General features: G+C 71.8%; 19 protein-coding genes and 1 tRNA gene. 9 read left to right on the top strand and 11 right to left on the bottom strand.

The features are described from left to right. Window positions 1-304 precede the first annotated feature (304 nt). Entirely contained in the window at window positions 305-1,525 is a 1,221-nt protein-coding gene (locus V3T34_RS28420) for an efflux RND transporter periplasmic adaptor subunit (RefSeq protein ID WP_305079471.1), read from the top strand. 1 nt (window position 1,526) lies between these two features. Next, the gene (locus tag V3T34_RS28415; RefSeq protein WP_305079472.1) at window positions 1,527-4,709 is read left to right on the top strand and encodes a multidrug efflux RND transporter permease subunit; all 3,183 of its coding nucleotides are present in this window, start codon (window positions 1,527-1,529) and stop codon (window positions 4,707-4,709) included. Window positions 4,710-4,712: 3 nt separating this feature from the next. Here the strand turns inward: V3T34_RS28415 and V3T34_RS28410 are convergent, their stop codons facing one another. The 4 genes from V3T34_RS28410 to V3T34_RS28395 form a co-directional block, all read right to left on the bottom strand. After that, window positions 4,713-5,567: an alpha/beta fold hydrolase gene (locus V3T34_RS28410; RefSeq protein WP_305079473.1), complete on the bottom strand. Its 855-nt coding sequence runs from the start codon at window positions 5,565-5,567 to the stop codon at window positions 4,713-4,715. A 56-nt stretch (window positions 5,568-5,623) separates the two neighbouring features. Beyond that, window positions 5,624-6,019, bottom strand: coding sequence for a transposase (locus V3T34_RS28640; RefSeq protein ID WP_407942794.1), 396 nt, complete (start codon window positions 6,017-6,019; stop codon window positions 5,624-5,626). A gap of 670 nt (window positions 6,020-6,689) precedes the next feature. Continuing rightward, window positions 6,690-6,765, bottom strand: a tRNA-Ala gene (locus tag V3T34_RS28400). Between the two features lie 224 nt (window positions 6,766-6,989). Beyond that, a complete protein-coding gene (locus tag V3T34_RS28395; RefSeq protein ID WP_060849478.1) occupies window positions 6,990-7,376 on the bottom strand; it encodes a TIGR02300 family protein in 387 nt (128 codons plus the stop codon). A gap of 171 nt (window positions 7,377-7,547) precedes the next feature. On the opposite strand from V3T34_RS28395, the gene aroA reads away from it, so the two are divergent. The 3 genes from aroA (at window position 7,548) to V3T34_RS28380 (ending at window position 11,427) form a co-directional block, all read left to right on the top strand. Continuing rightward, on the top strand, window positions 7,548-8,897 hold the full coding sequence (gene aroA / locus V3T34_RS28390) for a 3-phosphoshikimate 1-carboxyvinyltransferase (RefSeq protein ID WP_305079742.1): 1,350 nt from the start codon (window positions 7,548-7,550) through the stop codon (window positions 8,895-8,897). Between the two features lie 8 nt (window positions 8,898-8,905). Beyond that, complete coding sequence (gene cmk / locus V3T34_RS28385; RefSeq protein ID WP_305079741.1) at window positions 8,906-9,532, top strand: (d)CMP kinase; 627 nt, start codon at window positions 8,906-8,908, stop codon at window positions 9,530-9,532. A 272-nt stretch (window positions 9,533-9,804) separates the two neighbouring features. Then, the gene (locus tag V3T34_RS28380) at window positions 9,805-11,427 is read left to right on the top strand and encodes an ABC-F family ATP-binding cassette domain-containing protein (protein WP_305079740.1); all 1,623 of its coding nucleotides are present in this window, start codon (window positions 9,805-9,807) and stop codon (window positions 11,425-11,427) included. 85 nt (window positions 11,428-11,512) lie between these two features. Here the strand turns inward: V3T34_RS28380 and V3T34_RS28375 are convergent, their stop codons facing one another. The 5 genes from V3T34_RS28375 to hrpB form a co-directional block, all read right to left on the bottom strand. Next, window positions 11,513-13,954, bottom strand: a complete 2,442-nt coding sequence (locus V3T34_RS28375) for a sensor domain-containing protein (protein WP_305079739.1) — start codon at window positions 13,952-13,954, stop codon at window positions 11,513-11,515. A gap of 107 nt (window positions 13,955-14,061) precedes the next feature. Then, on the bottom strand, window positions 14,062-15,288 hold the full coding sequence (locus V3T34_RS28370) for a peptide-binding protein (protein WP_305079738.1): 1,227 nt from the start codon (window positions 15,286-15,288) through the stop codon (window positions 14,062-14,064). Window positions 15,289-15,408: 120 nt separating this feature from the next. After that, a complete protein-coding gene (locus tag V3T34_RS28365) occupies window positions 15,409-15,657 on the bottom strand; it encodes a helix-turn-helix domain-containing protein (RefSeq protein ID WP_305079737.1) in 249 nt (82 codons plus the stop codon). 13 nt (window positions 15,658-15,670) lie between these two features. Next, window positions 15,671-16,267: a hypothetical protein gene (locus V3T34_RS28360; protein ID WP_305079735.1), complete on the bottom strand. Its 597-nt coding sequence runs from the start codon at window positions 16,265-16,267 to the stop codon at window positions 15,671-15,673. A gap of 83 nt (window positions 16,268-16,350) precedes the next feature. Continuing rightward, window positions 16,351-18,846, bottom strand: a complete 2,496-nt coding sequence (gene hrpB / locus V3T34_RS28355; RefSeq protein ID WP_331369337.1) for an ATP-dependent helicase HrpB — start codon at window positions 18,844-18,846, stop codon at window positions 16,351-16,353. 224 nt (window positions 18,847-19,070) lie between these two features. On the opposite strand from hrpB, the gene V3T34_RS28350 reads away from it, so the two are divergent. The 4 genes from V3T34_RS28350 to V3T34_RS28335 all read left to right on the top strand — a co-directional run bounded on the left by V3T34_RS28350 (window position 19,071) and on the right by V3T34_RS28335 (window position 21,969). Further along, window positions 19,071-19,367, top strand: a complete 297-nt coding sequence (locus tag V3T34_RS28350; protein WP_091883838.1) for a hypothetical protein — start codon at window positions 19,071-19,073, stop codon at window positions 19,365-19,367. Between the two features lie 220 nt (window positions 19,368-19,587). Next, window positions 19,588-20,082 carry a YbaK/EbsC family protein gene (locus V3T34_RS28345; RefSeq protein WP_091747664.1) on the top strand — a complete coding sequence of 165 codons (495 nt, stop codon included), beginning with the start codon at window positions 19,588-19,590 and terminating at the stop codon, window positions 20,080-20,082. Between the two features lie 154 nt (window positions 20,083-20,236). Further along, window positions 20,237-21,232 carry a magnesium transporter CorA family protein gene (locus V3T34_RS28340; protein WP_060847944.1) on the top strand — a complete coding sequence of 332 codons (996 nt, stop codon included), beginning with the start codon at window positions 20,237-20,239 and terminating at the stop codon, window positions 21,230-21,232. 11 nt (window positions 21,233-21,243) lie between these two features. Further along, complete coding sequence (locus V3T34_RS28335; RefSeq protein WP_060847943.1) at window positions 21,244-21,969, top strand: SOS response-associated peptidase; 726 nt, start codon at window positions 21,244-21,246, stop codon at window positions 21,967-21,969. Window positions 21,970-22,260: 291 nt separating this feature from the next. Here V3T34_RS28335 and V3T34_RS28330 read toward each other — a convergent pair whose 3' ends face one another. Both V3T34_RS28330 and V3T34_RS28325 read right to left on the bottom strand, forming a co-directional pair. Further along, window positions 22,261-23,643: an MFS transporter gene (locus tag V3T34_RS28330; protein WP_060847942.1), complete on the bottom strand. Its 1,383-nt coding sequence runs from the start codon at window positions 23,641-23,643 to the stop codon at window positions 22,261-22,263. 199 nt (window positions 23,644-23,842) lie between these two features. Next, window positions 23,843-24,700, bottom strand: a complete 858-nt coding sequence (locus V3T34_RS28325) for a shikimate dehydrogenase (protein WP_091883832.1) — start codon at window positions 24,698-24,700, stop codon at window positions 23,843-23,845. Between the last annotated feature and the right edge of the window lie 64 nt (window positions 24,701-24,764).

Below are 24,764 nucleotides of genomic sequence, written 5' to 3'. Positions count from 1 at the left end.
AAGGTCTCCGATCCATCCACGGTGCCGGCCAGCCCTGCACCGTGGATGGATCAGCTTTGTCCGCCGCGCGCAGACGACGCACGGTCCTCGCACACGCTAGAAACAGTCGAGTGGCATACGCTCGGAGGATGCCGGCCCGTGCAGCCGCCTCGGCGGCCCAGTGACGGGCGCCGCGACCGGCTCCGGATCAGGTTTTGCGCGCCGCATGACGCTGCACGCGGCCTTCCGGTCTTCGACAGTGCCGCATCGTCCGGCGGGTCTCTCCCGCAAAATCGGACGATGCCCGAGTGGAAGCGTGCGACCGATGAGATCAGAACAGGGCGCCGACGCACCGAAACGCCGGCGCGGCGGGTGGCTTCTGGCCCTCGCGATCCTGGCGGGCGCCGGCGGGGCCTATGCATGGCAGCGCGAGCACGCGCAGCCGCCGAAGACCGCGGCGTCCCGCGGCCCCGCCCCGGTGCCGGTCACCCTGGCCAAGGTCGAGCAGGGACCGCTCGCCGTGGTGCTACCCGGCCTCGGCACCGTGCAGGCCTACAACACCGTGCAGGTGCGCAGCCGGGTCGACGGCGAGATCCTGAAGATCGGCTTTCGCGAAGGCCAGGTGGTGAAGAAGGGCGACCTCCTCGCCCAGGTCGATCCGCGCCAGTACCAGGCCGCCCTCGATCAGGCGAAGGCGAAGAAGACCCAGGACGAGGCGAACCTCAAGAACGCCAAGGTCGACCTCGAGCGCTACACCAAGCTCGGCGACTACGCCTCGCGCCAGCAGACCGAGACGCAGGGCGCGCAGGTGAGCCAGCTCACCGCCCAGGTCGCGTCCGACCAGGCGGCGATCGACAACGCGACGACTCAGGTCTCCTACGCCACGATCCAGGCGCCGATCGACGGCGTCACGGGATTCCGCCAGATCGACGTCGGCAACATCGTCAACGCCGCGCAACAGACCGCGATCGTCACCATCACCCAGGTCGAGCCGATCTTCGTGGTCTACACCGCCCCCGAGGAGCAGCTGCGCGAGGTGTCGAAGGCGCTCGCTGCCGGCCCGGTGCCGGTGGAGGCCTGGAGCACCGACGGGATGGCTCGACTGTCCGACGGACGCCTCGACCTCGTCAACAACCAGGTCGACACCGCGACCGGCACGATCCGGCTCAAGGCCTCGTTCGCCAACCGGGATCACGCCCTGTGGCCCGGCCTGTCGGTCTCGACGCGGATGCGCACCGCGACGATCCCCGACGCCGTCACGATCCCGGACGACGCCGTGCAGCACGGGCCGAACGGGCTCTACGCCTTCGCGGTCGACGACCAGATGAAGGCCCACATGCAGCCGATCGTCGTCGGCCGCGCCAATGACGGCCGCATCCAGGTGCTCAAGGGTCTGTCGCCCGGCCAGACCGTGGTCTGGCGCGGCCAGTCGCGGGTGCAGGAGGGGGCGCTCGTCGCCGAGGCGAAGCCCGCGGCCGACGCGAAGCCCGGGGCGCCCGCCCGCCAGGCGGACAACGCCGCCCTGACCCAGAGCGAGGCACGCTGACATGCAGATCGGCAGCGGGCAGGGGGAGGCCGCGCGCGGCGGCATCTCCGGCTACTTCATCCGATTCCCGATCGCGACCTCGCTGATCATGGCCGGGATCCTGTTCGTCGGGATCGTGGCCTATCCGCTGCTGGGCGTCGCGCCCCTGCCGCAGGTCGACTTCCCGACGATCCAGGTCACCGCCCAGCTGCCCGGCGGCAGCCCGGAGACCATGGCCTCGACGGTGGCCCAGCCGCTGGAGCGCCAGTTCGCGCAGGTTCCGGGCGTCAGCCAGATGACCTCGACGAGCGCGCTCGGCATCTCGTCGATCACCGTGCAGTTCGACCTCGGCCGCAACATCGACGGCGCGGCGAACGACATCCAGGCGGCGATCAACGCCGCCGGCGGGCAATTGCCCAAGAGCCTGCCGAGCCCGCCGACCTACCGCAAGGTGAACCCGGCCGATTCGCCGATCCTGCTGCTCTCGGTCACCTCCGACTCCCTGCCGCTGATCGAGGTCGACGACGCCGCGGACGTGCAGCTGGCGCAGCGCATCAGCCAGGTCACCGGCGTCGGCCAGGTGCTGATCGGCGGCCAGCAGAAGCCGGCGGTGCGGGTGCAGATCGACCCGGCCAAGCTCGTCGCCAAGGACCTGTCGCTGGAGGACGTGCGCACCCAGCTCTCGATCACCACGGTCAACAGCCCGAAGGGCAGCTTCGACGGGCCGACCCGCAGCTACACGGTCTACGCCAACGACCAGCTTACCCGCGCCAGGGACTGGAACGACGTCATCATCGCCTACCGCAACGGCGCGCCGCTGCGGGTGCGCGACATCGGCCAGGCGGTGGCGGGGCCGGAGGACGCCAAGCAGGCGGCCTGGGCCAACGGCCAGCGCGGCGTGTTCCTGGTCATCTTCAAGCAGCCCGGCGCCAACGTCATCGACACGGTGGACCGGATCAAGGCCGAGCTGCCGCGCATCACCGCCTCCCTGCCGGCGGGCGTGAAGGTCCAGACGCTCAGCGACCGGACCCAGACCATCCGCGCCTCGGTCGAGGACGTGCAGTTCACCCTGGCGCTCACCATCGCGCTCGTCGTCGCGGTGATCTTCGTGTTCCTGCGCTCGGTCTGGGCCACCATCATCCCGAGCGTGACCGTGCCGCTGGCGCTGCTCGGCGCCTGCGCGCTGATGTGGATGGCCGGCTACACCCTCGACAACCTGTCGCTGATGGCGCTCACCATCGCGGTCGGCTTCGTGGTCGACGACGCGATCGTGGTCCTGGAAAACATCGCCCGCCACATTGAGGAGGGGATGAAGCCGATGCAGGCCGCGCTCAAGGGCGCCGGCGAGATCGGCTTCACCATCGTGTCGATCTCGGTCTCGCTGATCGCGGTGCTGATCCCGCTGCTGCTCATGGGCGGCATCATCGGCCGGCTGTTTCGCGAATTCGCCGTGGTGCTGTCGATGACGATCGGCGTCTCGGCCTTCGTGTCGCTGTCGCTGACCCCGATGATGGCCTCGCGCTTCCTCAAGGAGCACAAGGCGGAGGCGCACGGGCGCCTCTACCGCTGGAGCGAGCGCCTCTTCGACGGATTGCTCCGGGCCTACGAATCGGCCCTCGACGTGGCGCTGCGCCACCACGTCGTCACGTTCCTCACCTTCCTCGGCACGGTGGCGCTCACCGGCTACCTGTTCGTGATCATCCCGAAGGGCTTCTTCCCGCAGCAGGATACCGGCCTCATCGTCGGCATCACCGAGGGTGGGCAGGACATCTCGTTTGCCGCCATGGAGGACCGACAGAAGGCGGTCGGCGCGGTGATCCAGGCCGATCCGGACGTGGCGAGCGTCGCGATGTCGATCGGCGGCAGCGGCCAGGCGCTCAATTCCGGCCGGATGTTCATCACCTTGAAGCCCCGGGAGGAGCGGGAGGCCGACGCCTTCCGGATCATCGGCCGGCTGCGGCCCAAGCTCGCCGAGCTCGAGGGCGTGAAGGTCTTCCTCCAGGCCTCGCAGGACGTGCGCACCGGCGGGCGCGCCTCGCGCACCCAGTTCGAGTACACGCTGCAAGACCCGAACCTCGACGAGCTCAACGCCTGGTCGCCGCGCCTGCTCGACAAGCTGAAGACCCTGCCCGAGCTGCGTGACGTCGCCACCGACCAGCAGACCAGCGGCACGACGCTGACGCTGGCGATCAACCGCGACGCCGCCTCGCGCTTCGGCATCACGCCCCAACTGATCGACGACACGCTCTACGACGCGATCGGCCAGCGCCAAGTGGCGCAGTACTTCACCCAGCTCAACAGCTACCACGTCGTCATGGAGATCCTGCCGGCGCTCCAGGGCAACCCGGACAGCTTGCGCAACATCTACGTGAAGTCGCCGGCGACCGGCAGCCAGGTGCCGCTCGCGGCCTTCGCGACCTGGAGCACCGAGCCGGTGCGCCCGCTCTCGATCAGCCACCAGGGCCAGTTCCCCTCGGTGACGATCAGCTTCAACTTGGGCCCGAACGTCGCGCTCGGCCAGGCGACCGCGGCGATCGACAAGGCGGCCAAGGACCTCGGCGTGCCGGCGACGCTGGCGACCGGGTTCCAGGGCACCGCGCAGGCGTTCCAGCAATCGCTCTCGACGGTGCCGCTCCTGATCGTGGCCGCCCTGGTGGTGGTCTACCTGATCCTCGGCATCCTCTACGAGAGCTACATCCACCCGCTGACGATCCTCTCGACCCTGCCCTCGGCCGGCGTCGGCGCGCTCGCGATGCTGCTGTGGTTCGGCTACGACTTCAGCCTGATCGCGCTGATCGGCGTCATCCTGCTGATCGGCATCGTGAAGAAGAACGGCATCATGCTGGTCGACTTCGCGATCGTGGCCGAGCGCCAGGAGGGCATCGGCCCCGAGGAGGCGATCCGCAAGGCGGCCAGCTTGCGCTTCCGCCCGATCCTGATGACCACGATGGCGGCGCTGCTGGGCGGCATCCCGCTGATGTTCGGCACCGGCACCGGCTCGGAGATCCGCCAGCCGCTCGGCTACGCCATGGTCGGCGGGCTGGCGGTCAGCCAGGTGCTGACGCTGTTTACCACGCCGGTGATCTACATCTACCTCGACCGGCTCTCGACGTGGCTGTCCGGCGGCTCGCACGGAGCGGAGGCGAAGGATGAAGCGCCGGAGGACAGGGAGGCACCGTCGCGGTTGCGGGAGGCGGCAGAATAGGGCTCAAGGCACCATCTCGATGAACTCCCGCAGGACGGCGAAGGCGCGCTCCGGCTCGTCGCCGAACAGGTCGTGGCTGCTGTCCCCGAAACACTCGAAGCGCACGCGGTCGGGCGGCAGGGCGGCCACGAGCGCCTCGCTCACGGATGGCGGCACCAGCGGGTCGTTCGCGCCGGCCATGACCAGGACGGGGCAGCGCACGCCCCCGAGCACGGGGCGGAAATCCATGCGTCCCTGCTCGTTGCCGGGCCCGTTGAAGTGGAGCGCGGTGTCGTTGCGCATTAGAACGCGCCGCAGCTTGTCGGGATCGACCGGCTTGCGCCGGTAGAACGGGACGCAGGTGCGAAAATACTCGGCCCGCTTCTCGGCGGTCGGCGCCGTCCAGTAGGTTTCGGCGATGCGCGCGACCTCGGGGCCGCCCAGCTCTCCGAACCGCGCAAAGATCGCCGGAAAATCGACCTTGGCGGCGGTGCTCGCGAGAATGAGCCGGCCCGGATGGTCGGGATAGCGCGTGGCGTAAGCCTGGGCGACGTAGCCGCCGAAGGACATCCCGAGCACGATCGGCCGGACGAGGCCGAGGGCGTCGCACAGGCCCCTCACGTCGTCGCCCCATTGCGCCAGCGTCCAGCCGGCGCGGTCGCCGTCCTCGCTGCGGCCGTTGCCGCGATGGTCGTAATAGACCACCTGTGCCACATCGCTCAGCCCGGAAAAGAAGGGCTTGAAGGCGCTGTGATCGAAGCCCGGACCGCCATGCAGGAGCAGCAGGGTCGGCTTCTCCCGCATCGTGTCGCCGACGGGAACGAGCCCGGCATTCTCGACGTCGACGAAGAGGCGAATGCCATTGACGGCGACGAACATGCGGTTTTCCTCGCTGCCGGTGAGCCCCGGCCGCGCCAGGCCCGTGCGGCGCCCGCTCAGGCCACCGCCTGCTGCCGCTGCACGCTGAGCAGCATGTTGGCGATCTGGCGTACCTGCAATTCGCTGTCCTGGAGCTCCTTCTTGCGGGCACCGCCATAGGCGAACTCGTCGTGGTCGATCCCCGGCACCGGCAGGCCCGCTTCCGCGAAGGACTGCTCGAGGCGCGCGAGCAGCTGCTCCCAGACGCCGAGGCGCGACCAGCGGATGAAGGTCTGCGCCGCCATCCACCACGGGCCGTACTGGGCCGGGACGGCGCGCCAGTTGGTGTCGTGCCAGTGGCGCCAGAGGATCGCGTCGATGGTCCGCTTGAGGTCGTGGGGCTGAGTCTTGCCACGAGGCCGGCACCCTTCGAGCAACGGCGAGAGCATAGACCACTGTGCCTCCGTCAACATCAACATCCCCCGCGCTCACGTTTCCACCTGGGATCATATTACCAAGGGTAACATGCTTCTTCAATCACCTCACCGCGCGACGGTTGAAGTTTGTGATCCAGGCTTACCGGGTGGAACGGCGCGGATCGTTTGTGTTCGAACATGAATCGAGCGAGGACATTCGGATCGCGACTTGAAAGATTAGATATTTCGGTTCGCAAAAACTTGTTAGAATTTAAATCGTAAATGTAAGTAGAAACGGCCCTGCTCAGCGGCCTGGCGACGCGTCACACGTCCCAGCGTCAATGCCGACGGCAAAGAATATGATCCCGACACCCGCAGGAGGCTGCCGGACGGTTATTCCAATTCGAAAACAGAGGAAAACAGAGCGCGAAATACCGTTATCGAGGGTTGCATCACTCCCGCTGCGTCGCAACGTGCAGTGCCCGCTTCGACCACTAGGGCAACCAGGACCGGCATCGCGGAAGCGAGCGAGGCCGTTGCCGAAATCCCACGGCGAACGGCGACGTGCCGCGCAAAAGAAAGGACACCCCGCCGTCGGCGCCCGTCGCGTCGCCACGGGCCGGAGGCCCGCGCTCGCGCACCGAGAACCGGACACAAGCCCGGATCGCTCGGCGGCGACGTCGAGAGCGAAGAGACGTAGCGATGTTTGAAGGAAGAGTGGGGAGGATGGTGGAGCTTAGCGGGATCGAACCGCTGACCTCCTGCATGCCATGCAGGCGCTCTCCCAGCTGAGCTAAAGCCCCACGCTTCACAGGACGTTTGGGTCCGTCCAGGAACCGGCCCGCCGCCCTCAGGGAGGGCGCCGCCGCCGGTGAGCGGCTGTATATGAGGGTGCGGCGTTCGACACAAGCCCTCGGGGCGGGTCTTCGCGAAGTTTTCGTGACTGTCGCGAATTCCCCAACATCATCAGGGAGTTGCGGGCAACGACCGCGGATCCCGCGCCCGTCGCCCGACCCTCCCGCGACGATCAGGATTCCTCGTCGCTCTCGATGTCGCTGTCGATGAGGTCGGAGACGTCGTCGCCGCTCTCCTCGTCCTCCTCCAGGAAGGTGTCGTCGTCGCCGCCGGCATCGGAGACGTCGGCATCGTCGTCGACCGAGACGTCGTCGCCGCCCTCGGCAGCCTCGACCTCGTCGAGGGAGACCATCTCGGGGGCGCCGGCCTCCTCCTCGGTCTCCTCCTCGCGCGGGGCGCGGTTGGCGATGGCCGGGGCGGGGACGCGGCTGGAGGTGAGGGCGGCGACCTGATAGACGGTGCCGCATTTCGGGCACACGGCAGGATCCCTGCTCAGGTCGTAGAATTTGGCGCCGCAGCTCATGCACTGGCGCTTCAAGCCGAGTTCCGGTCTGGCCACGGTGGTCACGTTCCTGTCGATGTCGGTAAGAGTGGGTTCGGTTAGTCTCGCCCGCCAGCGCTGTCAAATAGCCGTGTGTCCGGCGGATGACGGGGCGGCGCCCGCATGGTAACGACCCCGCCGTTTTCCCCGCGCGTCCCTCGCGATTCTCGAGAACCAGGCCCTCTGCCCGTGTCGCACGATTCCCCTCCGTCCCCGATCACCGCCCAGGCCGGGACGGCCCTCAAGGGCCGGCTGCGGCCGCCCGGCGACAAGTCGATCTCGCACCGCGCGATCATCCTCGGCCTGCTCAGCCTCGGCGAGACCCGGATCGAGGGCCTGCTGGAGGGCGACGACGTGCTGCGCACCGCCGCCGCCGCCAAGGCGCTCGGCGCAGGGATCGACCGCGACGGGGACGGGCGCTGGCGGGTGCGCGGCGTCGGCATCGGCGGCCTGTCCGATCCGGCCGGCGTGCTCGATTTCGGCAATGCCGGCACCGGCTCGCGCCTGATGATGGGCGTGGTCGGCGGCCACCCGGTCACCGCGACCTTCGACGGCGACGCCTCGCTGCGCAAGCGGCCGATGCGCCGGATCCTCGACCCCCTGGTCGAGATGGGCGTGAGCGTGGTCGAGCAGGCCGAGGGCGGCCGGGTGCCGCTCACCCTGCGCGGCCCCCGCGAGGCGGTGCCGATCACCTACGAGAGCCCGGTCGCCTCGGCACAGGTGAAGTCGGCGGTGCTTCTCGCCGGGCTCAACGCGCCCGGCGTCACCACGGTGGTGGAGGCCGCCGCGACCCGCGACCACACCGAGCGGATGCTGCGCCTGTTCGGCGCCACCGTCGAGGTCGAGGCGATCGGCCCCGGCGGGCACGGCCGGCGCATCGCGCTCACCGGCCAGCCGACCCTCACCGCCACCGACGTGGTGGTGCCGGCCGATCCGTCCTCGGCCGCCTTCGCCATGGTGGCCGGCCTGATCGTCCCGGGCTCCGAGGTGGTGATCGAGGGGGTGATGATGAACCCCCTGCGCACCGGCCTCATGACCACGCTGGTCGAGATGGGCGGCGACATCGAGCGCCTCAACGAGCGCGAGGAGGGCGGCGAGACCGTGGCCGACCTGCGGGTGCGCCACAGCCGCCTGAAGGGCGTCGCGGTGCCGCCCGAGCGGGCACCGGCGATGATCGACGAGTTCCCGGTGCTCGCCGTGGCGGCGGCCTGTGCGGAGGGCACCACCCGGATGCAGGGCCTGCACGAGCTGCGGGTCAAGGAATCCGACCGCCTCGCCGCGGTGGCGGCGGGCCTGAAAGCCAACGGCGTCTCCCACGTGGTCGAGGGCGACGACCTGATCGTCCACGGCGACGGCGGCGCGCCGCAGGGCGGCGGCACGGTCGAGACCCATCTCGACCACCGCATCGCCATGGCGTTCCTGGTGCTGGGCATGGTCGCCCGCGCGCCGGTGACGGTCGACGACGGCGCGATGATCGCCACCAGCTACCCGGCCTTCCTCGCCGACATGCGGGCGCTCGGCGCCGGGCTCGCCGCGTGAGGCGCGCGATGGTGATCGCGATCGACGGCCCGGCGGCCTCCGGCAAGGGCACGCTGGCCAAGCGCCTGGCGGAGCATTACCGCCTGCCGCACCTCGATACCGGGCTGCTCTACCGGGCGGTGGCGCTGACCCTCCTCGACGCCGACCGCGACCTCGCCGACGCCGATGCGGCGGCGGCCGCCGCCCGTGGCCTCGACGCGGCCTTCCTGTCCGATCCGCGCCTGCGCGGCAGCGCCATGGGCGAGGCCGCCTCGATCGTCTCGGCCCAAGGGGCGGTGCGCGCAGCGCTCCTCGACTGGCAGCGGCGCTTCGCCGGCGCGGCCGAGGGCGCGGTGCTGGACGGGCGCGACATCGGCACCGTGGTCTGCCCGGATGCCGCCGTGAAGCTGTTCGTCACCGCCTCGGCGGAAGAGCGCGCCCGGCGCCGCCACCGCGAGCTCGACGGACGCGGCGAGGCGGTGGCCTACGAGGCGGTCCTCTCCGACATCCTGCGCCGCGACGCCCGCGACGCCGACCGGGCGGCCGCCCCCTTGCGGGTGGCCGAGGACGCGGTGGTGATCGACACCACGGCGCTCGACGCCGACGCGGCCTTCCAGGCCGCCACCGGCGTGGTCGACGGGCGGGACCGGGCCTAGGGGCTGAGCGCTCGGACGCGCCCATCCCACCTGCGACCTCATCCCGAGATGTCGGTCCATCATCGATGGACCGGCCTCGAAGGCGACCTCCGGAAAGCACCGCGATCCCTGGAGCCCTCATCCTGAGGTCGGGGATGGGATGAAGCGTGACGACACGGCATCAGCCGGTCGAGAATCCCGCCCGACACCACGCCGCCACGAATCCGTGGCATGCCTCTCCAACGACACCGCGCGCGATCCGCTGCGCCCGCCACTTCGGACCTCCGCCTCCCATGATCCGCCTCGACAAGATCGCCAAGCAGAACGGCAACCAGATCCTCTTCATCGAGGCGTCCGCCGCGCTCCAGCGCGGCGAGAAGGTCGGGCTCGTCGGCCCCAACGGCGCCGGCAAGACGACGCTGTTTCGCATGATCACCGGCGAGGAGCAGCCCGACGAGGGCCAGGTCTCGTCCGATCGCGGCATCACCATCGGGTATTTCAGCCAGGATGTCGGCGAGATGGCCGGTCGCTCCGTCCTGTCCGAGGTGATGGACGGCGCAGGTCCCGTGAGCGCGATCGCCGCCGAGCTGCGCGAGATCGAGACCGCGCTCGCCGATCCCGACCGGGCCGACGAGATGGAGGCGCTGGTCGAGCGCTACGGCGAGGTGCAGGGCCGGTTCGAGGAGCTCGGCGGCTACGCGCTCGAGGGCCGGGCCCACGAGGTGCTGGCGGGCCTCAGCTTCTCGCCCGAGATGGTCGAGGGCGATGTCGGCGCCCTGTCGGGCGGCTGGAAGATGCGCGTCGCGCTCGCCCGCATCCTGCTCATGAACCCCGACGTGATGCTGCTCGACGAGCCGAGCAACCACCTCGACATCGAGAGCCTGATCTGGCTCGAGGACTTCCTGCGCGGCTTCGACGGCGCCCTGCTGATGACCTCGCACGACCGGGCCTTCATGAACCGGATCGTCGGCAAGATCATCGAGATCGATGCCGGTTCGCTCACCACCTATTCGGGCGACTACGCCTTCTACGAGCAGCAGCGGGCCCAGAACGAGGCGCAGCAGCAGGCGCAGTTCGAGCGCCAGCAGGCGATGCTGGCCAAGGAAATCAAGTTCATCGAGCGCTTCAAGGCGCGCGCCTCGCACGCCGCCCAGGTCCAGAGCCGGGTGAAGAAGCTCGACAAGATCGAGCGCGTCGAGCCGCCCCGGCGGCGTCAGAGCGTCGCCTTCGACTTCCCCGCCGCGCCCCGCTCCGGCGACGACGTGATCAGCCTGAAGGCGGTCTCCAAGAGCTACGGCAGCCGCACGATCTACGACGGGCTCGATTTCGGCATCCGCCGCAAGGAGCGCTGGTGCGTGATGGGCGTCAACGGTGCCGGCAAGTCGACGCTGCTCAAGCTCGCCACCGGGACCACGGAGCCGGATTCGGGCAGCGTGACCATCGGCGCCAGCGTCAAGCTCGGCTACTTCGCCCAGCATGCCATGGACACGCTGGTCGGCGAGCAGACGGTGTTCGAGTTCCTGGAGGAGGCGTTCCCGCAGGCGGGCCAGGGCTCGCTGCGCACGCTCGCCGGCTGCTTCGGCTTCTCGGGCGACGACGTCGAGAAGCGCTGCCGGGTGCTGTCGGGCGGCGAGAAGGCCCGTCTCGCCATGGCGAAGATGCTCTACGACCCGCCGAACTTCCTCGTCCTCGACGAGCCGACCAACCACCTCGACGTCGGCACCAAGGACATGCTGATCGCCGCGCTCGCCCAGTACGAGGGCACGATGCTGTTCGTCTCGCACGACCGGCACTTCCTCGCCGCGCTGTCGAACCGGGTGCTGGAGCTGACGCCCGAGGGCATCCACCTTTATGGCGGCGGATACTCGGAATACGTGGAGAAGACCGGGCAGGAGGCGCCGGGCCTGCGGCACTGAGGCGAAGGCGCGTTCGCTTCCCATCCGCTCCGTCGTTCCCGGGCCGCGTCGCGGAGCCCCGGGACGGCGGGAGAAAGGGCGCGGGTCAGGCGCGTCGAGGCCATCCGCAGGCGACGTCGTTTCCCAGCATCGGCGCCACCGCCTCCGCCGGCACCGGCCGGCTGATGAGGTAGCCCTGCACCTCGGTGCAGCCCGCCCCGCGCAGGTGGGCCAGCTGCTCCTCGGTCTCCACGCCCTCGGCGGTGGTGGTCATGCCCATGCTGTCGGCGAGCGTCGTCACCGCCCGCACGATGGCCAGCGCGTCGGGGCGCAGCGAGAGGTCGGCCACGAAGGCGCGGTCGATCTTGATCTTGTCGAACGGGAAGGCCCGCAGGTAGCCGAGCGACGAGTAGCCGGTGCCGAAATCGTCCATGGCGATGCGCACCCCGAGGCCCTTCAGCCGGTGCAGGATCGCCAGCGTCGAGGCGTTGTCCTGCAGGAGCACGCCCTCGGTGATCTCGAGCTCGAGCCGGTGCGGGTCGAGGCCGGCGTCGCGCAGGGCCGCGATCACGGTGGCGTCGATGTCGCCGCTGCGGAACTGGACCGGCGAGAGGTTGACCGAGACCCGGATTCCTGTCGGCCAGCGCGCCGCCTCGCGGCAGGCCTGGCGCAGGACCCACTCGCCGAGCGGCACGATCATGCCGGTCTCCTCGGCGATCGGCACGAAGGCGGCGGGGCTCACCACGCCGCGCACCGGATGGTGCCAGCGCACCAGCGCCTCGAATCCGGCGATCCGGTTGTCCGACAGGCCGAGGAAGGGCTGGAACGCCAGCGCGAATTGCCGTTCGGCGAGGGCCGTGCGCAGATCGAGCTCGACGCTGCGCCGGGCCTGGACCTCGACGTCCATGGCGGGCTCGAAGAAGCGGTGCGTGCCCCGCCCCTCGCCCTTGGCGCGGTAGAGCGCCATGTCGGCGGCTCGCAGCAACCCTTCCGGGTCCTGTCCGTCCGCCGGCGCCAGGGCGATGCCGATGCTGAGCCCGACGCTGACCCGCGCGCCGTCGATGTCGTAGTCGCGCTCGACCGCCGCGATCAGCCGTCCGGCGAGGCGGCCGGCCCGGAAGCGCGAGGCCGGCCGCAGGACGAGGGCGAACTCGTCGCCGCCGAGCCGCGCCAGGATCGCGGGCCCGTCGCCCGCCTCGTCCCGGACCTCGGCGGCGAGCCGCGCGGTGACGAGGCGCAGGAGCTTGTCGCCGACGGCATGGCCGAGGGTGTCGTTCACCGTCTTGAAGCGGTCGAGGTCGAGGCACAGGACCGCCAGGCCCCTGCCCTCGGCGACCCCGCCGCCGGCCGCCAGCGCCTCCGCCAGGCCCTCGTGCAGCAGGGCGCGGTTGGGCAGGCCGGTCAGCGCGTCGTGGCGCGCCATGTGGACGATCTGCGCCTCGGCGCGCTTGGCCGCCGTCACGTCCTCGTGCACCGTCACGAAGCCGCCCTCCGGGGTCGGCGCGTAGGTCACGGCGATGACCCGGCCGTCGAGCAGGGTCTGGTCGAGGCGGTAGCGGGTGCGGGTCGCCAGCCGCTCTCGCACCTGCTCCCAGGCCTCCTCGGGCCGCAGGCCCGGGAAGTTGCCGGCCTCGGTGCGGCGGTGGATCAGCTCCTCGGCGGAAATGCCCGGATGCACCGTCTCGGGCGACAGGCCGTAGAGGTCGAGGAACTGCCGGTTGACGACGGTGATGCGGTGGTCGGCGTCGAACAGCACGAGGCCGTGCGACATGTGGGTCAGGGCGTGGTCGAGCCAGCGGTTCTGCTCGGCGAGCCGCCGATCGGCCCGCGCCCGGTCGGTCGCGTCCTCGTGGATCACCATCGTGCCGCCGTCCGGCAGCGGGGTGATGGTGGTCTTCAGGAGAACGCCGTTCGGCAGGTGCCGCTCGCGCTGCAGCCGGACCCGCTGGGCGATGCGCTCGGACACGAAGGCCCAGGCCTCGTCGGGACCGAGGCCCGGATAGTTGCCGGCGGCGGCGCTCGTGCGGATCATGCGCTCGAGCGGCGTGCCGAGGCGCAACAACTCCTCGGGCAGCCCGAACAGGTCGCGCAGCCGGCCGTTGACGAGGATCAGCCGCAGGTCCGGATCGAAGACGCTGATCCCGACCGGCAGGCCCTCCAGCACGGTCTCGCAGCGGCGCACCCGGTCCTCCAGGCACGGCACCGTCCCGGCCTCCGCGGACGGGACCTCGGCGCAGATCCCGCGCCAGCCCGCGACGCTCCCGTCCGGACCGGTGACCGGCGCGCCGCCGAACCGGAACCAGCGGATCCGCCCGTCGGAGTGCCGATGCGGCAGGACCACGTCCCGGAACGGCCGCCGGCCGGACAGCACCGCCGAATGTCCCGATCCGTCCAACCCGTCGCCGTCGAGGCCCGGCCAGGGCCGCCCGAGCGGGTCGGGGAGGCCCGTCAGGGCCGCGTAGCGCCCGCGCACGGCCGTCAGCCGAAGCGCCGCATCGGTCTGCCACGACCAGTCCGCGGCGATGATGTCGAGGTCTTCAGGCAGCATGCAGCGGTCTTCTTCGCATGGCCGTGGATCTCACGAATTTGCTGCGATTTCCTTTCTCAAATTGTCGAGACGACAACCGCTGCGCGAGAGGGCCCGGGCTCGCCCCGTCACCGCAGCGCGACCGCGAGGGCCTCGACGGTGACCGGGGCGCCGTCCCGGTCGAGATCGAGCACCCACCGCGCCCCCGCCGGCCCGGCGAGGGCGGCGACGACGGCCTCGGGAGCCAGGCCGGCGACCAGCCGGCCGTCGACCCGGCGCAGGACGTCTCCCGGCGCGACGCCCGCGACGAGCGGCCGTCCGTCCCGGGTCGCGATCCGGCCGACCGCGTAGCCGTCCCCGGCCCGCACGAGGGTGAGCCCGATCCCGTCGAGGTCGTCCGGGTCGGCGGGGCGCCGGCGCTCGAACCGGGCCCAGCCGGCGGGGTAGTCGATGGTCAGGAGGCCGTCGCCGAGCGCGTTGTTGCCGAGCCAGCCGTCGACCGGCATCCCGACCGGCTCCTGCCAGCGGTCCCAGAAGACCTCGCCGAGGAGCGCCTCCGCGACGGCACCGCCGAACGGCGCGGTCGCGAGCGCGCCGAGCCCGTCCCACCGCAGCGACCCGAGCCGCAGGTCGGGCAGGCGCAGCACAGTGCCGTCCTGCTCGAGGGCGAGATCCGCCATCGCGGCGGCGCTGCGGCCGACCGCGCCGCGGACCCGCGCCCAGCCCGGATGGCGCGCGAGCCATCCCGCCGCCCGGCGGCCGCGCAGCCAGGTATAGGGGGCGCCGGGATCGAGGACGAGGGTCAGACGCTCGCCGTCGGCGACGGCCTCGACGCTCACGAGGCCGCTCCCCGGCGCGATCCGCACGGGAATCGCCGCGCCGCGGGCCGGCAGGCTGCCGGAGGGGCCGATCGTCAGCGTCCGGGCCGAGGGATCGAGGGCGATCGCGAAGGCGCGCAGCACGCCGGCGGGCAGCAGCGCATCGACGCGGCGCGGGGCGAAGAGCTGCACCAGGAGGCTTTGGCCGCCGGGAAGGCGCGGGTTCTCGGCGACGGCGGCGCCCGCCACCGTGACGGCGAAGCCGCCGAGGTCGAAGGTGAGGTCGCGCCCGTCATCGAGCCCGAGCTCGCGGGCGAGCGCCGGCGACAGGACCGGCGCCGGGGTGCCGGGATTGACCCAGGCGAGCGCCCGCCGCTCGCTCCCGTCCGGACGCCGGAAGGGCAGCTCGACGAGCCAGCGGTGCGAGCCCGGTATCAGGGGCAGCGTTACCGGCCGCACGGGGCCCGCCGTCCAGGCGACGGCCACCCGGCCGTCGATCGGGGCCGGTGGCCGGCAGGCCCCGAGGAGGATGGCCACGGCGGCGGCCCCAAGGCCTGCAACGATACGGCGGAACCGAGGGGATGCTCGCATGCGTGCGTCTCCGGCTCGCCGCGCGACGGGCCGGCGAGGAGGTGGACCCCGAAAGGAACGGGGCGGTCAGCCGACCCGGTCGAGGCCGGGATCGTGTTCTGCGGCCTCCACGTCGGGCTCGAAGTCGAGGAGGTCGCCGGGCCGGCAATCGAGCTCGCGGCACAGGGCCGCCAGGGTGGCGAAGCGGACGCCCTGGACCTTGCCGGATTTGAGCAGCGAGAGGTTCGCCTCGGTCATTCCGATGGCGCGGGCGACGTCCTTCGCGCGCCGCTTGCGCCGGGCCAGCATGACGTCGAGACGGACGATGATCGGCATGACGCGGTCGGCCTCAGACGAATCCGTCCCGGTCGCGCTCGATCGCGCCGCCGACCCGCAGCAGGGCCGCCAGCACGGCGAGGAGCGCGGCGAAGAGCAGCGCGTAGGCCGACCCGGCATGGAACCAGGCGCGGTCGACGCCGTGGCCGGCGGCCGCGACCAGCCCCTCGCCGAGGGCGGGCGCCAGGGCGCTGGCGACCAGCCAGAGGGCGATCCGGTGCAAGCGGTCGGCCTGCGCCGGCGCGAAGGCCGCCCCCTCGGCAAAGCCCCGCAGGAGGCCGCGAAGGCTCGCCAGGGCGAGGAGGAGGGGCGCCTGCGCCAGCACGAGCTTCGACGCGTAGGCGAGGCGGGTCGGCCGGGGCAGGGCGCCGAATGGCACCAGCCCGGCGACGCCCTCCGGCGGCGCGCCGAGATAGGCGGCGCCCGGGGCCAGCCACAGATGGGCGCCGCCGCAGGCGAGACCGAGGACGAGGACCGCGCTCCCGAACACCGCCAGCAGGACGGCGAGGGCGCCCGAGAGCCGCGCGAGCCCGGCCGCGAGGCGGCGCAGCCGCGCCCGGGAGGCGGGCTCGTCGTCGGCAGCGGCTGGGTGGATCACGGCGTGGGGCAAGGGAAAAGCCTCCGTTGGACCCTCGTCGCACAGCTAGTAATTTCTGTAAAACAATAATTTTCCGGTTCGCTCGGTCCCCGGCGTCAGGTCCCCCGCGGCTTGGCCCGGCGGGTCGGGGGGGCGGTGGTCGGGTCCTCGGGCCAGGGGTGTCGGGGATACTGGCCGCGCATGTCGGCCCGCACCGCCGCCCAGGAGCCGCGCCAGAAGCCCGGCAGGTCGCGGGTGATCTGGATCGGGCGCTGGGCCGGCGAGAGCAGGTGGAGGACGAGCGGCACCCGGCCGCCGCCGATCGTCGGGTGGCGGGCGAGGCCGAACAGCTCCTGCACCCGCACGGCGAGCGCCGGGCCGCCCTCTGCGGCGTAGTCGACCGGGATGCGCGAGCCGGTCGGCACTTCGAGATGGGTCGGCGCCTCGGCGTCGAGGCGCGCGCGCAGCGACCAGGGCACGAGGTCGTGCAGGGCCTCCGACAGGCGGTCGGCGCCGATCTCGTCGAGGCGTGTGAGGCCGGAGAGGTGCGGCCCGAGCCAGTCGGGCAGGGTCTCGGCGAGATGGGCGTCCGAGAGGTCGGGCCAGGGCTCGCCCTCGGCGCTTCGGAGAAACATCACCCGCTCGCGCCATTGCTGGGCCGCCTTCGACCAGGGCAGGGCGGCGACGCCGAGGCCGGCGAGGCCGCAAGCGAGGATCGCGGCGCAGTCGGCGTCCGTCGGGACGGGCAGGATGCGCTCGGCGAGCGAGACCGCGCCGAGGCGCCGCTGCGCCCGGGCCCTGAGGGCGCGGGACTCGGGGTCGAACTCGACCCGGGTGCGGGCCTCGATCCGGTCGGAGAACAGCGCCTCGATGTCGGGGAGCGCGATCGGCGCGGCGGCCAGGATGCGGGCGGAGGAGGCTTTCCCGACGATCTCGGCCACCGCCAGGAACGGCTCGCGGGCGAGCGCAGTGGCGGGGTCGAGGGCGGCGCCGCGGCCGTTCGCCAGGACGTACTCGCCGGCCTTGCCCCGGGCCCGGGCGATCCGGTCGGGATAGGCCAGCGCCAGGAGGGTGCCGGCCTCGGGCCGGCCGGCGGCACCGGGCGGGGCGGCATGCGCCGACGCGATCCTCGCCCAGCCGGCGGCGAGGCGGCGCATGTCCTCGGCCCGGGCCGAGCGGTCGCGGCGGAAGCGCTCGGCCCGCTCGGCAAGATCGACGGAATCGCCGCCGAGGCCGCGCTCGACCAGCACCGCCGCGAGGTCGGCGGCGTCCCGCGCCGCCTCCCGCCCGCGCGCGGCGGCGCTCACCACCATCCGGGCGAGGCGCGGCGGCAGGGGGAGGGCGCGAAGCGCCCGGCCGGCCGGGGTCAGGCGGCCGTCGCCGTCGAGGGCATCGAGGCCGGACAGCAGCGCCCGGGCCTCGGCCAGCGCCGGGGCCGGCGGCGGATCGAGGAAGGGAAGCGTCGTCGGATCGGACACGCCCCAGGCAGCGCAGTCGAGGACCAGCCCGGCGAGGTCGGCGGCCAGGATCTCGGGCCGGGTGAACGGGTCGAGCGCCCCGGTAGCGGCCTCCGGCCACAGGCGGTAGCACACGCCGGCTTGCGTGCGCCCGGCGCGGCCCCGGCGCTGGTCGACCGAGGCGCGCGAGGCGCGCTGGGTGACGAGCCGGGTGAGCCCGAGATCCGGCTCGTAGACCGGCACCCGGGCGAGGCCCGAATCGACCACCACCCGCACCCCCTCGATGGTGAGCGAGGTCTCGGCGATCGAGGTGGCGAGCACGACCTTGCGGCGCCCGGCCAGGCTCGGGCGCACCGCCCGGTCCTGCTCGGCCCGGTCGAGGGCGCCATAGAGCGGCGCGAGGTCGACCTCGGGGAAATCCGAGAGGCGCTCCGCCAGGCGCTCGGCGGTGCGGCGGATCTCGGCCTGGCCCGGCAGGAAGGCGAGGACCGAGCCGGGCTCGGCCCGCAGCGCCCGCATCACCGCGTCGGTCACCGCATCCTCGATGCGCTCGCGCGGATCGCGGTCGAGGTGGCGGGTCTCGACCGGGAAGGCCCGCCCCTCCGAGACGATCACCGGGGCCCCGCCCATCAGGGCGGCGACCCGGGCGCCGTCGATCGTCGCCGACATCGCCAGCAAGCGCAGGTCCTCGCGCAACGCGCCTTGCGCGTCGAGCGCCAGGGCCAGGCCGAGATCGGCGTCGAGCGAGCGCTCGTGGAACTCGTCGAACAGCACCGCGGCGATGCCGTCGAGCTCGGGATCGTCCAGGATCATCCGGGCGAAGACGCCCTCGGTCACCACCTCGATCCGGGTGCGGGCCGAGACCTTGGAGCCGAGGCGGACCCGGAGGCCTACCGTCTCGCCGACCGGCTCGCCCAGGGTCGCGGCCATCCGCTCGGCCGCCGCCCGGGCGGCGAGGCGGCGCGGCTCCAGGAGGATGATGCGCCGGTCGCCGCGCCAGGGCGCCTCCAGCAGGGCGAGGGGCACCCGGGTGGTCTTGCCGGCGCCGGGGGGGGCCACCAGCACGGCGTTGGGGCGGTCGCCCGACGGTTCGGCGAGGGCCGCCGCGAGGTCGCCGAGGACGGCATCGATCGGCAGGGAGGGGACGGAGCGCATGCAGGCCGGGATGGCGGAGCCGGTCCGGCCGCGCAAGCCCGCAAGCCCGCGAGCCTGAAAGCCGGACGGGGTCGGGCCCGCCGCCGCGCTGACCCAGTGTCGCGCCGGGCGAAACGTTGCGAAAGTTTTTCTTAACGATTTCCGCTGCCGTGGAGGAACCGGTCGCGCGGCAGATGATTGACGCACGGGTTGGCCGAGGGGCCACCGGCTGGAGTTGCACCGCGATGAAGTCCCTGTCCCTGGCCCTGGCGGCGAGCGTTGTTCTGGGCGGTCTCGCCCTCACCCCGGCCTCGGCCGCCGTGACCGCCCCGGCCCCGGCCGTGGCCGGCGCGGAATCGACCGTCGAGCACGTCGCCATGCGGCGTCACTACCACTACCATCACATGAAGCGTCACGACCGCCACATGCGCCGTCACATGCGCCGCAACCACATGCGCGCCGGCGACCCGAACGCCCGCAACCCGTCGCGCCCGGGCTACCAGCAGCAGCTCGGCAACACCACGGGCGGCCCGCGCTACTGAGCCTCGAACCCGTGAGTTGAACGAGCGCGTGTCCCCTCCGCCGAACGGTCGGGGGCACGCGCTTCGTGCCGTCGGACCGCCCCTGCGGATCATCGGGAGAGGGATCCGTCCCCGGGGCTTGCGCACGCGGCCCGGCCGGGCGAGGGGAGCCTGACCGGCATCCTTCGCATCCGAGAGCCCGCCCCGTGACCGCCTGTCCGTTTCCCCGCGAGGCCGCCCGATGAGCCTCGCTTCCGTCAAGGCCGACCTCGCCGCCCGCGCGCCCGATCTCACCGTGCTGGAGACCGAGGCGAGTTCCGCCACCGTGGCGCTGGCGGCCGCCGCCCACGGCGTCGAGCCGGCCCGCATCGCCAAGACCCTGTCGCTGCGCCTCGGCGAGCGGGTGGTGCTGCTGGTGGCACGCGGCGACGCCCGCCTGGACAACCGCAAGGCCAAGGCCGCCTTCGGGGTCAAGCCCAGGATGCTGGGAGCCGAGGAGGTCGAGGCGATCACCGGCCATCCCGTCGGCGGCGTCTGCCCGTTCGGCCTCGCCACGCCGCTGCCGGTCTATTGCGACGTCAGCCTGAAGGCCTTCGAGGAGGTCGTGCCGGCGGCCGGCTCCCCCCACAGTGCCGTGCGGATCACGCCCGAGCGCATGGCGGCGCTGACCGGCGCGGAGTGGATCGACGTCTGCCAGCCGCCGGCCGGCGAGGGCGACGCCGATCCGGCGCCCTGACCCCGCGCGACGCCGTCTCGCGCGAAAACACCCGGCGGCTGTGGATCGGGCGGCATCGACAAGCGGGGCGTCCGTGACCTAGCTGTCACGGAGCCTTCAAGCGGCCGGGCCACAAGGCCCCTCCGTCGCGTCATCAGCCGTCCGAGACCCGCCCTTGATCTTCGTCCATCAGCCGAATGCCTGCGCCAGCACCGGGCAGCCGCTCCTCGAGCGCCGCCTGCTCGAGATGTCGGAGCCGATCCCGCCGGACGCGCTCTGGATCGACCTGATCGAGCCGACCCGTCAGGAGGACCACAAGGTCGAGGCGTTCCTCGGCATCTCGATCCCGACCCGGGAGGAGATGCAGGACATCGAGCCCTCGGAACTCCTCTACGTCGAGAACGGCGCCCGCTACATGACCGGGCGGCTCCTGTGCCGGGTCGATACCGACGACGCGCGGCTCACCGGCGTCACCTTCATCCTGCGCGACAACAAGCTCGCCACGGTGCGCTACGACGATCCGCAGGCGTTCCGGATGTTCGTCCACCGCGCCGCGCGGCCGGCGGGTGTGATGCTGACCGGCGAGGCGATCCTGGCCGGCCTGATCGAGACCGTGATCGACCGGGCCGCCGACGTGCTCCAGCTCCAGGGCGAGCGGATCGACCGGCTGTCGCGCCAGATCTTCGCCGAGCACACCGACCCGAGCGCCCGCAACGCCGAATTGCAGGACACCCTGCGGGCGCTCGGCCGCCACAACGAGCTCTTGTCGCAGCAGCGCGAGAGCCTGGTCTCGGTCGAGCGCATCCTGCTCTCGCTCTCGGCGAGCTACCGGGCCAGCAAGGCGCCGCGCGAGATCCGCGAGGAGGTCCGCTCCACCCTGCGCGATCTCCAGTCGCTCGAGGAGCATGCGAGCTTCCTGTCCGGCAAGATCCAGTTCCTGCTCGACGCGACGCTCGGCCTCGTCAACCTCGAGCAGAACAACATCATCAAGCTGTTCTCGGTCATGGCGGTGGTGTTCATGCCGCCGACCCTGATCGCCTCGATGTACGGCATGAACTTCAAGGTGATGCCGGAGCTCGACTGGGGCTTCGGCTACCCGATGGCGGTGGTGATGATGGTTGTGGCGGCGATCCTGCCCTACGCCTTCTTCCGCTGGAAGCGCTGGCTGTAGGGGGCAAGGAGATGTGCGGCCGGTTCTTCGTCACCTCCTCGCCCGAGACCTTCCGGGAGGCCTACGGCTACGACGACCGGCCGAACTTCCCGGCCCGCCACAACGTGGCGCCGACCCAGCCGGTCGCCGTGGTGACGTCCGAGCACGGCCGGCGGCGCTTCGTGCTGATGCGCTGGGGCTTCCTGCCGGCCTGGGTCAAGGACCCGGACGACTTCCCGCTGGTCATCAACGCCCGGATCGAGACCGCGGCCGAGAAGCCGAGCTTTCGCAACGCCCTGCGCTACCGGCGCTGCGTCTTCCTCGCCGACGGCTTCTACGAGTGGCGCCGCGGCGGCCCGCGCGGGCAGGCGCCCTACGCGATCCGCCGCGCCGACGGCCGGCCGATGGCGCTCGCCGGCCTGTGGGAGACCTGGAGCAGCCGCGACGGCTCGGAGATCGACACCGCGGCGATCGTCACCTGCGGCGCCAACGGGCTGCTCGCCGCCATCCACGAGCGCATGCCGGCGATCCTCTCGCCCGAGGCCGTGGATCAGTGGCTCGACATGCGGGACGTCGATGCCGGACGGGCGAGCGCGCTGTGCCGGCCGGCGCCGGAGGCGTGGCTGTCGCTCGCCCCGGCGAGCCGGCAGGTCAACGACGTGCGCCACGACGCGGCGGACCTGCTGCGCCCGGACGAGGACGCGCCGGCGCCCCCGCCGCCGGAGCGACCGAGCGAGGCGCAGGGATCCCTGTTCTGAGGGGCCGATGGTCTCGAGGGGCGAGCCCGCTCCCGTGACCCCGTTCCGCCACCCGGCGGGTCGTTCGGGGCCGGGAGCACGGAGCCCCGACGCAGAGGGCGCGAGCGAGCAGGGCGGAACGCGGTCCGCTCGCCCCGGGGGCCCGGATCGGGATGTCCCGGCGCGGGTGGTATCCGCGCGCGAGGGCGTCTGGCTCGCCGTCGAAACGAGGCGGGCCGGAACGCCATCCCGCGCCCGGCCCGCTCCTGAATGCGGATCCGGCCCGGGATCGCCCCGGGCCGTCTCGTGTCGTCAGGCCATCGCCTGGTTGCGCAGCCGGTCGTACTCGGCCTGCGGCATCGGCACCGCTCGGGGCTGGCCGAGGTCCTTCATCGGGATGCGGTAGGTCTCCCGGGCGCTGAACGCCGCGACCGCCGAGATCGCCGTGATCGCCAGGGCGATCGAGCCGATGGTGAGCGGGATGTTGGCCGAGCCGGGGGGCGCCACGGTGGCGAACAGGGCCGGCAGCATCGCGGTGATGGCGGTGCCGACGTTCTGCGAGATCGCCATCGCGGAGACGCGGGTGCGGGTCGGGAACAGCTCGGGGTAGAAGCTCGGGAAGACCGCGTTGTAGCCCTGGTAGACGATGCCCCACATGAGCAGCGACATCACGATCGCCAGCGGCACGTTGGCGATGCTGATCGCGTAGAGGTAGCCGAAGGACAGGAGACCGGAGCCGAGCGCGCCGAGGATGATCGGCGGGCGGCGGCCGATCTTGTCCGACAGGTTGCCGACCATCGGGATCACCACCACCGCCAGGATGTTCCCGAGCACCGGGATCCAGAGGTAGACGTCCTTGTGGAAGCCGATGCCGTAGGCGGCCTGGACCGCGTAGGCGGCGCCGAAGATGGTGGTGACGACCGGGATCACGTTCATCAGCGCCATGCACACCACCCGCAGCATGTCGGGCCAGGAGGTGGTGAAGGCCTCGACGATCGGCGCGCGGGCGACCTCGCCCTGCTTCTCCTCGGCGGCGAAGGCCGGGGTCTCGTCGACCTCGCGGCGGATGATGTAGCCGACGATGATGACGATGAAGCTCAGGAGGAACGGGATGCGCCAGCCCCAGGAGTTGAACGCCTCGGTCGGCATGTAGGCGGCGAGCGGCAGGAACACCGCGGCGGCGAGGATCTGGCCGGCCTGCACGCCCTGCAGGGTGAAGCTGGCGAAGAAGCCGCGGCGGCCGAACGGCGCGTGCTCCATGGTCATCGAGCTCGCGCCCGAGATCTCGCCGGCGACGGCGAAGCCCTGGATCAGCCGCAGGATGACGAGCAGGATCGGGGCGAGGATGCCGACCTGGCTATAGGTGGGCAGGAGCCCGACCGCGATGGTCGAGAAGCCCATCAGGAACATGCAGAGGACGAGCACCTGCTTGCGGCCGTGGGTGTCGCCCCAATGGCCGAGCACGAAGGCGCCGATCGGCCGGCTGACGTAGCCGACGCCGTAGGTGGCGAGCGAGGCCACGATCGCCACGGTCGGGTTGTTGGACGGGAAGAACAGCTGCGGGAAGATCAGCGAGGCTGCCGTCGCGTAGATGAAGAAGTCGTAGTATTCCAGCGCCGAGCCGATCCAGGCGCTCGCGGCGGCCTTCTTCGACTGTTGCCGGTCGTGGGGATGTCCTGCCGTAGCGGCACTCATCGGGATTTCCTCCTGTGGTTGGTGTGGCCGTTGCCGCTTCCACGATCCGGGCGGCATTGGGTCAGCTTTGCTTATCTAAGAATGTACCGGGGGCAATCGCGTAAAGTAAATCTCAATCAAGCAGCATCGTGCGCAATTCCACATCCGCCCCCGCAGCGCAAGGGCAGGGCGCGCGGGCGGTCCCGCTTGCCCACCGGCATCAGCCGGCGGGCGGGGTCACCGCGCGGTCGAAGGCCCGTGCCATCGCCTCGGCGGGCGCCTCGCGGCCGGTGAACAGCGCGAAGGCGTCGAGGGCCTGGTGGATGGCGAGCTCGCGTCCGGTCATCGTGCGGGCGCCGATCCGCGCGGCGTCGACGAGGAACGGCGTCCAGAGCGGGGAATAGACCGCGTCGGCCACCCACATCCCGGGCCGCAGCAGCTCCGCCGGGACCGGGGTGCCACGATCCGGCAGCATCCCGACGGGAGTGCCGTTGACGACGCCCCGCGCCCCGTCGAGCGCCGCCGCGACGCTCCCGCAGACCCGCACGGCGGCGTGGCCGGCCAGCGCGGCCGCCACCGCCTCGGCCTTGGCCGGGTCGGCGTCGACGAGGCGGACCTCGATCCCCTCGAACTGCGCCAGGGCCACCGCGACTGCCTTGCCGACGCCGCCGGCGCCGACCAGCGCCACCGGACCCTCGGGCCGCGGCCCGAAGGCCTCGATGAGGGCGCGGGCGAAGCCCGTCGTGTCGGTGTTGTGGCCGGTGAGGCGGCCGTCGCGCACCACGATCGTGTTGACGGCGCCCACGGCGCGCGCGCCCGGCGACAGGTCGTCGAGGAGCGGCAGGACCCGTTCCTTGTACGGGAAGGTGACGTTGACGCCCGAGAATCCGATCGGCGCGAGGGCGGACAGCAGGGTGCGCAACTGCGCGCCGTCTGCCCCGGGCACGTCGATGAGCTGGTAATGGGCCCGCAGACCGACCGCCTCGGCGGCGGCCTCGTGCATCGCCGGCGAGGCGGAGTGGGCGATCGGCGATCCGATCAGGCCGAGCAGGATGGGTCTGGCGTGTCCGTGAGCCATGGTGTGCGGCCCCTCGATGTTGCGCCCGCCCGTGGCGAGCTCTCCCTGGGCTGCACGATATCTC

This window comes from Methylobacterium ajmalii (assembly GCF_036448855.1).
Classification (GTDB): domain Bacteria; phylum Pseudomonadota; class Alphaproteobacteria; order Rhizobiales; family Beijerinckiaceae; genus Methylobacterium; species Methylobacterium ajmalii.
This window is presented reverse-complemented; position numbering and strand designations above follow the sequence as displayed.